The sequence below is a fragment of the Sphingomonas hankookensis genome (assembly GCF_001619955.1).
GTDB lineage: Bacteria > Pseudomonadota > Alphaproteobacteria > Sphingomonadales > Sphingomonadaceae > Sphingomonas > Sphingomonas hankookensis_A.
The window spans coordinates 33,355-47,005 of record NZ_LQQO01000004.1 but is presented as its reverse complement, the minus strand read 5'-3'; the positions used below and the strand labels follow the sequence as shown (position 1 = coordinate 47,005).

General features: G+C 66.1%; 15 protein-coding genes. 5 read left to right on the top strand and 10 right to left on the bottom strand.

Annotated features, from left to right (window positions below; translation table 11 throughout):
- Nucleotides 1-78 precede the first annotated feature (78 nt).
- From lptF to AVT10_RS04185, 4 genes are all read left to right on the top strand, one after another.
- Nucleotides 79-1,272 (top strand): LPS export ABC transporter permease LptF, encoded by a 1,194-nt coding sequence (gene lptF / locus AVT10_RS04200; RefSeq protein WP_198158494.1) that lies wholly within the window; start codon nt 79-81, stop codon nt 1,270-1,272.
- On the top strand, nt 1,272-2,363 hold the full coding sequence (gene lptG, locus AVT10_RS04195; protein ID WP_066688681.1) for an LPS export ABC transporter permease LptG: 1,092 nt from the start codon (nt 1,272-1,274) through the stop codon (nt 2,361-2,363). The genes lptF and lptG overlap by 1 nt, the downstream gene beginning before the upstream one ends.
- 95 nt (nt 2,364-2,458) lie before the next feature.
- Nucleotides 2,459-3,217, top strand: coding sequence for a sterol desaturase family protein (locus AVT10_RS04190; RefSeq protein ID WP_084401326.1), 759 nt, complete (start codon nt 2,459-2,461; stop codon nt 3,215-3,217).
- A 95-nt stretch (nt 3,218-3,312) separates the two neighbouring features.
- Nucleotides 3,313-4,461, top strand: a complete 1,149-nt coding sequence (locus AVT10_RS04185; RefSeq protein ID WP_066688679.1) for a hypothetical protein — start codon at nt 3,313-3,315, stop codon at nt 4,459-4,461.
- A gap of 42 nt (nt 4,462-4,503) precedes the next feature.
- Here AVT10_RS04185 and AVT10_RS04180 read toward each other — a convergent pair whose 3' ends face one another.
- From AVT10_RS04180 to AVT10_RS04150, 7 genes are all read right to left on the bottom strand, one after another.
- A complete protein-coding gene (locus AVT10_RS04180) occupies nt 4,504-4,773 on the bottom strand; it encodes a hypothetical protein (RefSeq protein WP_066688677.1) in 270 nt (89 codons plus the stop codon).
- A gap of 190 nt (nt 4,774-4,963) precedes the next feature.
- Nucleotides 4,964-5,722, bottom strand: coding sequence for a transporter (locus tag AVT10_RS04175; protein WP_066688671.1), 759 nt, complete (start codon nt 5,720-5,722; stop codon nt 4,964-4,966).
- Nucleotides 5,719-6,489, bottom strand: a complete 771-nt coding sequence (xth, locus tag AVT10_RS04170; protein ID WP_066688669.1) for an exodeoxyribonuclease III — start codon at nt 6,487-6,489, stop codon at nt 5,719-5,721. The genes AVT10_RS04175 and xth overlap by 4 nt, the downstream gene beginning before the upstream one ends.
- Before the next feature lies 1 nt (nt 6,490).
- A complete protein-coding gene (locus AVT10_RS04165) occupies nt 6,491-6,817 on the bottom strand; it encodes a HesB/IscA family protein (protein WP_066688689.1) in 327 nt (108 codons plus the stop codon).
- A gap of 63 nt (nt 6,818-6,880) precedes the next feature.
- Nucleotides 6,881-7,966: a M23 family metallopeptidase gene (locus AVT10_RS04160; RefSeq protein WP_232307868.1), complete on the bottom strand. Its 1,086-nt coding sequence runs from the start codon at nt 7,964-7,966 to the stop codon at nt 6,881-6,883.
- Nucleotides 7,967-8,324: 358 nt separating this feature from the next.
- Complete coding sequence (locus AVT10_RS04155) at nt 8,325-8,780, bottom strand: peroxiredoxin (RefSeq protein WP_066688659.1); 456 nt, start codon at nt 8,778-8,780, stop codon at nt 8,325-8,327.
- Nucleotides 8,767-11,445, bottom strand: a complete 2,679-nt coding sequence (locus tag AVT10_RS04150; RefSeq protein ID WP_066688658.1) for a bifunctional [glutamine synthetase] adenylyltransferase/[glutamine synthetase]-adenylyl-L-tyrosine phosphorylase — start codon at nt 11,443-11,445, stop codon at nt 8,767-8,769. Before AVT10_RS04150 ends, AVT10_RS04155 begins: the two co-directional genes overlap by 14 nt.
- 87 nt (nt 11,446-11,532) lie before the next feature.
- On the opposite strand from AVT10_RS04150, the gene AVT10_RS18085 reads away from it, so the two are divergent.
- Nucleotides 11,533-11,709: a hypothetical protein gene (locus tag AVT10_RS18085; RefSeq protein WP_157092681.1), complete on the top strand. Its 177-nt coding sequence runs from the start codon at nt 11,533-11,535 to the stop codon at nt 11,707-11,709.
- A 7-nt stretch (nt 11,710-11,716) separates the two neighbouring features.
- Here AVT10_RS18085 and AVT10_RS04145 read toward each other — a convergent pair whose 3' ends face one another.
- The 3 genes from AVT10_RS04145 to AVT10_RS04140 all read right to left on the bottom strand — a co-directional run bounded on the left by AVT10_RS04145 (nt 11,717) and on the right by AVT10_RS04140 (nt 13,450).
- Nucleotides 11,717-12,352 carry a sigma-70 family RNA polymerase sigma factor gene (locus AVT10_RS04145; RefSeq protein ID WP_066688657.1) on the bottom strand — a complete coding sequence of 212 codons (636 nt, stop codon included), beginning with the start codon at nt 12,350-12,352 and terminating at the stop codon, nt 11,717-11,719.
- Between the two features lie 114 nt (nt 12,353-12,466).
- Nucleotides 12,467-12,604 (bottom strand): hypothetical protein, encoded by a 138-nt coding sequence (locus AVT10_RS18490; RefSeq protein WP_164523845.1) that lies wholly within the window; start codon nt 12,602-12,604, stop codon nt 12,467-12,469.
- A 39-nt stretch (nt 12,605-12,643) separates the two neighbouring features.
- A complete protein-coding gene (locus AVT10_RS04140) occupies nt 12,644-13,450 on the bottom strand; it encodes a response regulator (RefSeq protein ID WP_066688688.1) in 807 nt (268 codons plus the stop codon).
- Nucleotides 13,451-13,651 lie beyond the last annotated feature (201 nt).

The following is a 13,651-nucleotide window of genomic DNA, read 5'->3' as shown; positions in this document are numbered from 1 at the left end:
CCCCCCCCCCCCCCCCGCGAAGCGGGGAGGATTGTTGGGGGCTAGCTTCGGGCGTATCCTTCGCTATAGCCTTGGCCCATGCCATCGATCGATCGCTACATGGCCCGGCTGATCGCGGTGCCGCTATTCTCTACGCTGTTGATTTCGGCGATGTTGCTCGTCCTCGACCGGATGCTGCGACTGTTCGATTTCGTCGCGGCCGAAGGCGGTCCGGTCAGCGTCGTGTGGCGGATGCTCGCCAATCTCCTGCCCGAATATCTGGGGCTCGGCATTCCGATCGGGCTGATGCTCGGCATCCTGCTCGCCTTCCGCAAGCTCGCCACCTCGTCGGAGCTGGACGTGATGCTGGGCGTCGGCATGAGCTATTGGCGGCTGCTGCGGGTGCCGTTCCTCTATGCCACGGTGCTGGCCGCGGCGAACCTCGCGATCGTCGGCTTCGTGCAGCCGCTAGCACGCTATAATTACGAAGCGCTGCGCTTCGAGCTGCGCACCGGTGCGCTGGGCGCGTCGATCAAGGTCGGCGAGTTCACCAAGCTGGGCGAGCGGATGACGCTGCGGATCGAAGAGAGCCGCGATTCCGGTGCCGACCTGCGCGGCATCTTCGTGCAGGCGAGCCGCCCGAACGGCCAATGGCTGGGCGTCACCGCCGAGCGCGGCCAGTTCCTGCGCTCGCCCGATCCCGATACGATCATCTTCCGCCTGACCAACGGCACGCTGATCCACAACGCGCCCGATTTCCGCGTTCCCCGCACGCTGACCTTTACCGCCCACGACCTGCCGATCGACCTGCCCAAGTTCGGCAGCTTCCGCCCGCGCGGCGGACGCGACCTCGAACAGACGCTGCCGCAGCTGGCGATCACCGGGCGCAACCCGAATGTCAGCGAAGAGGATCGCGACGGGGCGCGGGCCAACTTCCACTTCCGCCTGGCGGAGGTGGCGACGATGTTCCTGCTGCCGATGCTGGCGCTGGCGCTGGGCGTGCCGCCCAAGCGGTCGTCCTCGGCGCTCGGCGTGTTCCTGTCGATCGTGATCATCGTGACCTATCACAAGGTCAACGAATATGGCGAAGCGGTCGGCGGCCTGGGCCGGATCGACCCGATCATCGCGCTGTGGGGGCCGTTCCTGCTGTTCGCGGCCCTGGTCTTCCGCCTCTATTGGGTGATCGCGCGCGTCCCCGGCGGCGAGCCGATCGGCGGGCTGGAACGCGGCGCGGCGAAGGTGGGCAAGTTCATCGGCCGTTACCTTCCCGGCAAGCGCAAGGCGGCGGCGTGATGCGCGGTTTCTTTCCCTCCTCGACGGTCGCGATCTATATGGCGCGGCTGTTCCTCGTCCGCACCTTCGCCATCCTGTTCGCGCTGGTGCTGGTGTTGCAGGCACTCGACCTGCTGAGCGAGAGCGGCAAGATCCTGGCGGTGCCGGGCAACGGGCAGGCGGAGATCCTGCGGTATGTTTCGCTCCGCACGCCGCAGATCATCGCGCGCTTCCTGCCCTTCTCGGTCCTGCTGGGCACGATCCTGACGCTGACCCAGCTCAACCAGAACAGCGAGATCATCAGCCTGAAGGCCGCCGGCCTGTCGGCGCATCAGGTGCTGGCGCCGCTGATCCTCGCCAGCTTCGGTGTGGCGGCGCTGTCCTTCGCGTTCAACGAGCGGGTCGTCGCCCGGGCGACCGCCACCCTGTCCAGCTGGGACGATGTCGATTACGGGCCGATGCCGGTCGACCGCGGCGAACGGACCAATGTGTGGGTGCGTGACGGCGACAATCTGGTCCAGGTGGCCCGCGTCGCCGGTCGGGGCGAAGCGACCCGGCTGCGCGGGATCACCGTCTACAATCGCGATGGCAGTTCGCTGCGGGAACTGGTCACCGCCAGTCGCGGCTGGCGCGAAGGCGGCGCGTGGCGGATCGACAATGCCGAACGCTTTACCGTCGCGACGGGGGTGCGTGAGCGGCTGGGATCGCTGAAGATCGCCGGCGGGGTGCGGCCCGATCAGTTCACGCTGCAGAATGTCGATCCCGACGGCCTGTCGTTCGCGCAATTGTCGACCGCGATCGATGACCTGACCGAGGCCGGCCGCCCGACCAAGGCACTGGAAGGCGCGCTGTGGCACAAGCTGTCCGGGCCGCTGTCGGCGGTGCTGATGCCGCTGCTGGCCGCGGTCGCGGCGTTCGGCGTTGCCCGTTCGGGCAAGTTGTTTGTCCGCGCGGTCATTGGCATGGCGCTGGGGTTCACCTATTTCGTGGCGGACAATTTCGCTCTCGCGATGGGCAACCTTGGGGCTTATCCGCCGTTCCTTGCGGCATGGGCGCCGTTCCTGCTGTTCTTTCTGATCGGCGAGGCGGTGCTGATCCGGACCGAGGAATAGCCCCAGGATCGTCGCACTTTGGCCGCAAAGCGCGGGCAGAGCGGCAACGATGGGCGAATCGTCCGGTAAAGGAATGGATTGAGGAAGTTAGGCCGATGAACGCGATCACCGAGAAGCAGGGCTTCTGGAAAAAGTCGCACCATCTCGACAAGATGACCTTCAAGGAACTTGTCGTTGCGTATTTTCAGTATCCGGCGATCATCGCCTATATCGCGCTGTCGTTCGTCGCGATCGGCCTGTTCGCGTGGCGTCCCGCGCCGCTGTGGCCGACGCTGGCGTCGGTCGGCATCTCGGTCGTCGCCTATCCGTTCGTATGGTATCTGCTGCACCGCTGGGTGTTGCATTCCAACTGGATGTTCAAGTTCGCGCCGCTCGCCGCGACGTGGAAGCGCATTCATTATGACCATCACCAGGACCCGAACCACCTTGAGGTGCTGTTCGGCGCGCTCCACACCACCCTGCCCGCCATCGCGGTCGCGACGGCACCCATCGGCTATCTGATCGGCGGTTTCGGCGGGGCAATGGCGGCGCTGGCGACCGGTCTGATCACTACCTGCTTCTACGAATTCTGCCATTGCATCCAGCATCTGGCGTACAAGCCGAAGAACAAGCTGCTGGTCGAATGGAAGCGCAAGCACATGGCGCATCACTTCCATGACGAGCATGGCAATTTCGGCATCACCAACTTCTTCTGGGACAAGATTTTCGGCACCCATTACGAGCGTTCGGAACGCCCGGAAAAGAGCCCGACGGTCTTCAACCTCGGCTATACCGAGGAAGTCGCGAAGAAATATCCCAAGGTCGCCGAACTGTCGGGCGGCGTCGCGAAGGGGCATCCGCGCTATCGCGGCTGATCGACCTGCGCGAACGCGGTCTTGATGACCGATTTGTCATTTGAAGTTTGGAACGGGGCGGCGCATTGCCGCCCCGTCGCGTTTTGGGGGAAACCATGTCGATCACTGTCCGTCCGGTCGTTACCGCTGCCGATCGCAAGGCGTTCATCGCCCTGCCCTATCGCCTCTATGCCAACGACCCGCACTGGGTGCCGCCGCTCAAGAGCGAAGTCGCCGGACAGATCGATCCTAGGAAGAATGGCTGGTTCAGCCACGCCGAGGCGCAACTCTATATCGCGGAGCGCGGCGGCAAGGTCGTCGGCCGGGTATCGGCGCATCTCGACACACTGGCGCTGACCATGCCGACCGACAAGGGGTTCGGCCCCGGTGTCGGCTTCTGGGGCATGTTCGAAGCGGAGGATGAAGCCACCGCAAAGGCGCTGATCGCGCAGGCCGAGCAGTGGCTTCGCGACAAGGGTATGACCCGCGCGATCGGCCCGTGCAGCCTGTCGGTCTGGGAAGAGCCGGGCCTGCTGATCCAGGGTTACGACCATAGCCCGACGGTGCTGATGGGCCATCACCTGCCGGCCTATCGCGGCTGGATCGAGGCGGCGGGCTATGCCCCGGTCAAGCAGATGATCACCTACGAGCTCGACATCACCAAGGATTTTCCGCCGATCGTCCAGCGGATCGTCGCGGCGGGGGAAAAGAACGAGCGCATCCGCATCCGGCGCGTGAACAAGGCGAAGTTCGCCGACGAAGCGGCGATCATCCTGAACATCCTGAACGATGCCTGGTCCGATAACTGGGGCTTCGTGCCGCTGACCCAACCCGAGGTCGACGATGTCGGCAAGAAGCTGAAGCCGCTGGTGTTCGAGGATCTGATCCGCATCGCCGAGCTGGACGGCGAGCCGGTTGCATTCATGATTACCCTTCCGGACATGAACGAGCCGCTGAAACCGATGGGCGGGTCGTTGTTGCCGTTCAACTGGCTGAAGCTGCTGTGGTGGCTGCGCGCGCCCAAGGCGCGGACGATGCGCGTGCCGTTGATGGGGGTGGTGAAGCGGTTGCAGGCGTCGCGCATGGCGAGCCAGCTGGCCTTCATGATGATCGAATATATCCGCCGCGACGCGGTCGCGAAGTTCGGCGCGTCGCGCGGCGAGATCGGCTGGGTGCTCGACGACAATCAGGGCATGAACGCGATCGCGACGACCATCGATAGCAAGGTCAATCGCGTCTATCAGATGTACGAACGCACGTTGTAATGACTGCCGCCGGGCGCCCCGCCCGGCGGCACCGGCCAGCGATTAGATCCGCCCCAGCGCGACGAGCGGATCGAACCCGCGTGCCTGCCAATCCTCGCGGGTCCGGCAGATTTTCGGGCGGCGCGGCGCGCCCTCGCGGCGATCGGAGATGCAGTAACGCTTGACCCGGACGGTCGGCGCGGCCGCCGTCTGATCGCCAGCGTTCACGGCCATGGCGGGAACAACGGGCGCATTCTCCGGCTGGGCGGCATGGGCCGCGGTCGCTGCGGCGAGGGTCAGAAGGGTCGAAGCGGCGAAACGAAGAACGGTCATGGATGGCTCCCTGTGCTGTCCGCACCGATCGCGGACTTGGCGGAAGCTTTGCAGCGAGCGTGCCAAATCGGCCGTCTTCGTCTTTTCAGTATGTTAGCGCAGGCCAACCGCAACGGTAGTGGTATGCAACACCAACACACCGAAAATTGTCCGACACGATGGCGTCATCCGCCACATGTCGTTCGACCGATCAGAACCGTCGCGACAGGCCGCTATACAGGCGCAACGCCGGCGTATTGTCGTCCAGCCCGGCAACGCCCCCGGTATCGACGAAGAAGTCGTCCGACACCTGCCACGCCACCGCGAGCGCGAGGCGATGCTCGGTAACACCCTCGGCACGTTGCCATTGCAGTTCGGTCGTGAACTGACAGGCGTCACTCACCAGGACGCCAAGCCCGAGCGTTGCGGTCGCGGCAACCGCGTTTCCGCGCCCTTCGTCGCGCGGCATCCAGGCGAGTTCGGGTGAGAATTGCAGGTTGATCCGCTTGCTCAGGTCATAGGAGACTGGCGCGACCATCGCCACGCCCCAGCCACCACTGCCAATGGGGGAGCGGCCGACCGGCACGGTGACCGACGGCTGCAGACCATAGGACAGGCCCTTACCGTCCGGATTGCGCAGCGCGATCCGCGATCCGATCTCCAGATCGCCGGTTCGCACGACGTTGCGGCCGTTCGGTCGATCGCGGGCGATCCCGAGCGGTGTCCAGTCGATCTGCAATTCGCTGCGATCGGTCAGACCGAGCCGGAACAGCGTATCGCCGAACAGCACCATGTCGCTGTCGCTTGACCGTTCCCAGTCCGACAGCGCGGTTTCTATCGCGTAATGGCCTGCTTCGATGGTGCAGGCCGATTGCCCCAGGCTGGGCCGGGTCGGGCAATAGTCACGCGCCGCAGCAATCGAGGGGGTCGACAGCACCGCGACGAGCGCGGCGAATGCGATCCGCTTCAACGCAGGCGAACCCAGGTCGGCGCATGATCGCTGGCCTTTTCCCGCCCGCGATGGCTTTTGTCGACACCGGCATCGGCGAAGCGATCGGCGGCGATGGGGCTCAGCAACAGGTGATCGATGCGAAAGCCGGCATCGCGCTGCCACGCGCCGGCCTGATAGTCCCAGAAGGTCCAGACCCCGCCCTTGGGAAAGCGCGTGCGGAGCGAATCCGTCCAGCCCTGCGCCAGCAGCGCGCGGTAACCGGCGCGCGATTCAGGCTGCATCAGCGCATCGGACTGCATCGCCCGGACCGAATAGACATCGTCGTCATTGGGGATGACATTGTAATCGCCCGCCAGCACGACCGCGCGCTCCTCCGCCAGCAGTTCGGCGGCGTGCCCGCGCAACCGGTCGATCCAGCGCAGCTTATAGTCGAATTTGGGTCCCGGCAGCGGATTGCCGTTGGGGAGATAGATCGACGCGATCACGACGCCATCGACCTCCGCCTCCAGATACCGGCTGTGTTCGTCCTCCGGCTCGCCGGCCAGACCGCGTTGCCGCTCGATCGGGTCGCTCCCACGTGCCAGCACCGCGACGCCGTTGAACCCCTTTTGCCCATGCCAGATCGCGCCATAGCCGGCGGCGCGAATATCCGCTTCGGGAAAGGTGTCGTCGCTGGCCTTCAGCTCCTGAAGGCAGACGACATCGGGCTGTTCCTCGGTCAGATATTCGATCAACCGGGGAAGGCGTGCCTTGATGCCGTTGACGTTGTAGGAGACGATCCGCACGTCAGATCGCGAAGCTGGTGCCGCAGCCACAGCCCGATGCCGCCTGCGGATTGGTCACGCGAAACGCCGCGCCGCCCAGCGACTCGACGAAATCCACTTCGCTGCCCCGCACCAGATCGAGGCTGACCGAATCGACCACCAGCCTCACGCCGTCCGTTTCGGCGATACTGTCATCCGCCTCGGCCCCGTCGGCCAAGCCGAAACGGTACTGGAAACCCGAGCAACCGCCCCCTTCGACCGACAAGCGCAGGATGGCGGGCTTGCCCTGTTTTTCGGCGATGGCAGCCACCCGCGCGGCGGCGGCGGCGGACAGGGTGACATCGGTCATGGTCGTATCCATCCCGCCCAGATAGGCGCACTGCCGCCTTACGGCAACGGCGCCCACATCACCTTACTCGGCGACGGCGGGGCCACCCATCGCCAGCCGCTGACGCTGTGCCCGGTCGGCGGCCATGGCGAGCTGGCCTGCCTGCAGATAGGGTGCGGGATTGACGGCCGATCCGTCGATGCGGACTTCGTAATGAAGGTGGCTGCCGGTCGAGCGACCGGTCGAGCCCATCAGGCCGATCATCTGGCCGCGCTTCACCCGTTCATGGTCGCGCACGAGAATTTTCGAGAGGTGGCCATAGCGGGTCGCGATACCCTTGCCATGGTTGACCTCGATCAGGTTGCCATAGCCGCCGACGCGCTCGGCCCGCGAAATAATGCCGTCGGCGGTCGCGTAGATCGGCGTGCCGATCGGGCCGGGAATGTCGACCCCGGCATGCATCGCGGCGGTGCCACGGAACGGATCGGAGCGGACGCCGAAGTTGCTGGTGAAGGACAGGCTCTGCACCGGCTGATAGGACGGGATCGAGATCGCCGCCTGTTCGATCGTGTCGAGTTTCTTCCAGCTCATGAACAGAGCGCGGAACTGGGCATCGGCCTGCGCATCGGCGGTGGCCGCTCCGGCGGCAGCGGCCGCGGCGGTGGCCGCATCGACCGGCTCATAGGGTCCGCCCATCGCCGGCATCACGCGGCGCGGGTTCAGCCCCAGCTTGCGCAGCGAACCGGCGGTCTGGGCATAGCGGGCATCGGCGACTGCCTTTGCCTGTGCCGCCATCGCCGCCTGCTGCCGCGCGACGCGGTCGAACGGGCGGGTGACGCTGTTCGACGCGCCGGCCGGCGCCTGATCGAGCGCGGCGAGTGCGAGCGTGTCGGCATTTTCCGAACCGGTCAGCACCGCGGCCAGCGCAGCCTGCCGCTTGTCGAGGCGGGCGGCATGGGCACGGGCATCGGCGTGGAGGCGGGCGACATCGGCGCGCATCGCATCGACCTGCTGCTGCATCGCTGCGACCTTGTCGTCGCCGGCAACCGCACCGGCCATCGCCGTGCCGATCGTCGCCTGTCCCATGCCATAGGCCGAGAAGGCGATGGTAACGGCCGCGAGACCGGCGGCAGCGGCCTGGTTACGGCCGGAAATCGTGTGGCGGCGCAATTGCTTGCCATCGTGCAGGATAAAATGACGGGTCCGAAAGATCGAACGGAACCCCGTGATCGGAGCGACGTTGTTTTTCCATACGGAGGTAATCGACATTATGTCCCGCTTATCCGAGCGTTATGCGCGCCGGGCGAGCCGACACGAACGATGAACCCCAATGTCTTGACGGTATGCCCCACCGCGTTGACCTGAGGCAGCACTTGCCGGAAATTCGCTATGGCACGCAAGCGAACGACCGTCGCTGCGCGTTAAAGTGCCGTACAGGTACGGCGAGCCGTTTAACCATAGGATGCCGGTGGGTAATCCCGTCGTTCTGCGCGACCCTTCGCGGGCGGGTGCAATCGATTCGTTCGGGTCAGGCCGGAACGGCGGCAAGGACCTCCGCCGCGTGGCCGGCGACCTTGACCTTGCGCCACTGACGCAGCAATTTCCCCTGCGCATCGAACAGGAAGGTCGCCCGTTCGATGCCCATATAGCTCCGACCGTACATCTGTTTTTCGACCCATACGCCGAACGCCTCGCACACCGATCCGTCCTCGTCGCTGGCGAGTTCGACGGTGAGGGCGTGCTTTTCGGCGAAGCGCTTGAGCTTCGCGAGCGTATCGCGCGACACGCCGATGACGAGCGCGTTCCGGGCGCGGAATTCGTCGGCCAGCGCGGAGAAATCCTGCGCTTCCCGGGTGCAGCCGGTCGTGTCCGCCTTGGGGTAGAAATACAGCACGATCGGTCGACCGATCCGATCGGACAGTGCAAAGCGCATGCCGTCTGCCGAGGTCAGATGGCCTGTTGGCAGGCTGTCACCGATTTCCATCCTGTTCTCCCGTCGCGATCGCCGCCCATGCCGTCGTGACGCTCTGCCGCACCTCGTCCAGCCGGGCAAGCGCCGCCGGCCAATCGGCACAGCCCAGCGCTGCGGCAAGGATCGGCTGCGTCGCGGCGGAGGGCACCTGCCCATCGGGAGCGACGAGGCGCATCGCGACCAGCAGCCGCGTCAGGAAATCATGCGCCGGCCGAAGATCGGCGGGCAGCAGCCCTTCCCCTGCAAGGGCGCCGATCGCCTCGCCCAGTTGCGGCACCAGACCACGACCGGTCGACAATTGCGTGACATGCACGGCGAACTCGAGGTCGACGAGGCCGCCGGGCGTCAGCTTCGCGTCGAGCGGCCCCGCCGGCGGCTTGTGCCGCGCCATCTCCGCCCGCATCGTCGTCGCCTCGGCCGCGACGTCGCGCTTGGGCCGGTCGCCGCCCAGCACCCGGGCGATGATCGCCGCGGCCTGCGTCTGCCCTTCCGGCGAACCGACGATCGGCCGGGCGCGGGCCAGTGCCATATGCTCCCAGGTCCACGCATCCTCCTTCTGATACCGCTCGAACCCGGCGAGCGAGACGACCAGCGGCCCCTGCGCGCCCGAAGGCCGCAGCCGGGTATCGACCTCATAGAGCGGACCAGAGGCGGTCTGCACCGACAGCGCCGCCGTCAATCGCTGGGCTAGGCGGTTATAATAGAGCACCGCCCCCAGCGGCTTGGCACCGTCCGATTCCGCCGCGAAGTCGCCGGTGAAGCAGTAGATCAGATCGAGGTCCGAGGCATGGGTCAGCGCGCCGCCGCCCAGTCGCCCGAGCGCCAGGACGATCAGTTCACTGCCCGGAACACGCCCGTGGCGCTGGGCGAATTCCTCGACCGTCGCGGCCGCCAACACCCGGACCGCCGCTTCGGCGACCCTGGCATAGCCCGCCGCCACGTCGAGCGGATCGCCGGTCCCGGCCACGACCTGCACGCCCAGCATGAACCGCTTTTCGTTCACGACATCGCGGACATGGTCGAGCAGCCGTTCATAGCCATCGCCGCTGCGCGCCAGCATCTCCGCCGCCAATGCATCGACGGTGCCGACCGGCTCGAGCGCGCGCGCGTCGATCAGCGCGTCCAGCAGCACCGCACGCCGCGCCAATGCCTCGGCCAGCGTCGGCGCGTGGCACAGGATCGTACTGAGCAGCCGGGCGAGCGCGGGTTGCGCCTCCAGCAGGCGGAACAGGTTGATCGCGCTAGGTAATCGCGCAAGCATCGCGTCGAGCCGCAGCAGCGCAGCCTGCGGATCGGACGCGGTGGCCAGCCCGGCGACCAGCCCCGGCAGGCTGTCCTCCAGCGCCGCACGCGCCGCGGGGCTGCGCAGCGCCGGATAGGCGCCGCCGCGCCAGTCGGCGATGCGGCGTGCGCCCTGTTCACCCGATGCGAAGCCCAGCGCCTCCAACCGTTCCGCCAGCGACTGCGGATCGGCCGGCAGGCGCGTGGCCGCCGCGCCGTCGAGCCGGTCGTAGATCGAGCCGACCGCCGCGACATGCGGGGCGAGCAGGTCGAGCAACGCCCGCCCGTCGTCCAGCCCATGCAACCGCGCCACGCGATACAGCGCGTCCTGCTGATCGGGAAGGCTGTGCGTCTGCCGGTCGTCGACCATCTGCAACCGGTGCTCGATCGTCCGGAACAGCGTGTAGGCGGCGTCCATCGTCGCGGCCTCGTCAGTCGAAATGCGACCGCTGGTCGCCAGCGCCGCCAACGCATCGCGGGTCGCTGGCACACGCAACGCCGGATCGCGGCCGCCATGGACCAGTTGATGCACCTGCGCGAAGAACTCGACCTCGCGAATGCCGCCCCGGCCGCGCTTCAAATCATAGCCTGGCCCGAATGCTTGGCCCTGCGCATAATGCTCGCGGATGCGCCTGGTGATCTCGCGAATTTCGCCGATCGCGCCGTAATCCAGCGCGCGGCGCCATACGAACGGTCGGATCGCTTCGAGAAAGCGATTGCCGAGCGCCACGTCGCCGGCGACCGCCCGCGCGCGGATGAACGCCGCCCGCTCCCATGGCAGCGCGGCCGATTCGTAATAGGAAACCGCCGCATCGATCGGCAGCGCGATCGGCGTGGCTTCGGGCGAAGGACGCAGGCGCAGATCGACCCGCAGGACATAGCCGTCGCCATCGCGGGCCTGCAGCAGCTCAACCGCGCGCTTGGCGATCCGCACCGCCGCCTCGGCGGGCGAGTCCTTCTCCCGTCGCGGCAGGATTCCCGGATCGTACAGCAGGATCGGGTCGATATCCGACGAATAGTTGAGCTCATGGCTGCCCTGCTTCCCCAGCGCGATCGCCGCAAACCCGGCCGGCTCCGCCCCCGGCGTCCGGTCTTCGATCGCCTGGACGATCGCGCGGTGCAGCGCATGGTCGGCAAAGTCGCTGAGCGTGCGTGTCACGCGGGTCAGGTCATAGACGCCGGCCAGATCGCCGAGCGCGACCAGCAGCGCGACGCGCCGCCGCTCGATCCGCAGTTGCTGTGCCAGCGGCATATCGCCGCCAGCGGCGACGGCGGCCTGCACGTCGACGTCGAAACCCGCGATACGGTCGAGAAAATCCGCTTCCCGATCGATCAGGGTCGACAGGAACGGCGAACCGGCACGAACGCGCGCCAGCAGATCGGCTGAAAACTGCATCCCTTCCCTCGGCGATCGACGCGACGGACTGCGATACCTATCGGCTAAAAGGATGAAACGAAACGTCTATGCGGTCGTTGGAAACACATGGCACCGCATATCCCCTTGTCCGGCAAACGGCCCTTTGCGGGGCAGGTCGTGCGTCCGCCCAGCCCAACCGATGGTGTCGGCCGCGCGCTGCGCCATGTCTATGGGCAAGACAAACGGATGCCGCGCGCTTGGGAGGATTATCTGCGTTCGCTGGACGACCTGTCCGAACAATAAGCGCGAGTCAGCGTTCGCGGCTGAGATCGTCCACTTCGCCCATGATCGTATCGAGCACCGTCTGGCCGTTATTGTCCGGCTGATCGGCACGCGACGGCAGTTTGCCTTCCGACATCAACGCCTCCAGCGCGACCCGACCGCGCGCGACCCGACTCTTGATCGTGCCGACCGCCACGTTGCAGATTTCGGCGGCTTCCTCATAGGCGAAGCCCCCTGCCCCGACGAGGATCAAGGCTTCACGCTGCGGCTGCGGTAAATGCAGCAACGCACGCTGCATATCCGCCAGTTCGACGTGGCGGTCCTGGCTGGCCGGCGCAGCGAGGATGCGGTCGGCGACGAGATCGTCCCATTCGCCCTTGAACCGCGCCCGGCGCATTTGCGACAGGTACAGGTTGCGCAAAATGATGAAGGTCCAGGCACGCATGTTGGTGCCCGCCTGAAAACGCTGCCGCGCGGCCCACGCCTTCAACAGCGTTTCCTGCACGAGGTCGTCGGCCAGATCGCGACTGCCCGACAGCGACCTGCCAAAGGCGCGCAGATGCGGGATAACCTGCGCCAACTGCTTCTTGAACTCGGGATCGGGCAAGGCGACGTGCTCCCGCACCTCGCCTTCCACGTTCTCGCTGATGTCGGATTCAGTCATTCTTATCCGTTCGATACGCAGTCGGCCCGATAGGGGGCGGACCCGAACATAGGGTTGCGGATGTTCAATTGCCAGTGACGGCGCGGCCGTGGACCGTCACGCGCCGGCCCCGGGTCAGGTCAGCAGGATATAGGCCATGACCGCGATCGCCGCGACCAGGGACACCATGAGCACATAGCGGGTGACCCCGGGCGTTGCGCCGGCACGCGCCTCGGTGGCGGTGACATGGATGCGTTCGTTATCGTCTGCCATCAGTCATCAACCCCCGAAATTCGTTTTGGGTCCGTACCGTTATGCCGCCGCTTCCGGAACGGTCGCTTCGTCGAAGAACAACGCCTGGCTGATCGCCGCCTTCACCGTCGAGCGCTGGAACGGCTTGGTGATCAGGAAGGTCGGCTCGGGCCGCTCGCCGGTCAGCAGGCGTTCCGGGAAGGCGGTGATGAAGATCACCGGTACGTTGAATTCGGACAGGATATCCTTGACCGCATCGATGCCCGAGCTGTCGTCGGCCAGCTGGATATCGGCCAGCACCAGCCCCGGACGATCCTGCATCGCCAGCGCCACCGCCTCGTCGCGCGTAACCGCGACGCCGGTGACGTCGTGGCCCAGATCACGAACGATCTGTTCGAGGTCCATCGCGATCAGCGGCTCGTCCTCGATGATCATCACGCGTGACCGGGTCTGCTGCTCGATCTCGCGCAGCGCTTCGGCGACCAGTTCCTCGACCTCGTCCGGGCTCGCCTCGATCAGATAGGCGGCATCCTCGGTCGTGAAGCCTTCCATCGCGGTCAGCAGCAGCGCCTGGCGCGACAGCGGCGCGATCCGGGCGAGCCGCGCCTGCGCGATCGCTTCGTTTTCGGTGCCCGATGCACTCGCGGCGCCGAACGCCTCGGGCTGCGACGAGGCCCAGATCGCCTGGAACGTGCGGTACAGGCCCAGCCGGGGATCGACCTCACGCGGGAATTCCTCCGGCGCGGCCACGATCGCTTCCAGCGTCGCGCGGACATACTGATCGCCCTCGGTCTGGCTGCCGGTAAGCGCCCGGGCATAACGCCGGAGGAAGGGAAGGTGCGGCGCAAGCTGCTGTCCGAGCGACATGGTCAGGTAATTCTCCTTCGGCGCGACCCCGGAAAGCCGGAGCCGCAAATCTTCAATTCGACGAAACGGCAAGGAGAAGACGCCTCCCCCGAGTTCGCGTCAGGTCATGGAACCAACGAGCGCGTCTTTAGTTTCATGTGCGCTCGCCGCGCTGTCGCAGGGTCGCCTTGCAGCCATCGGCATGTGGTTTTTAGTTTCGTA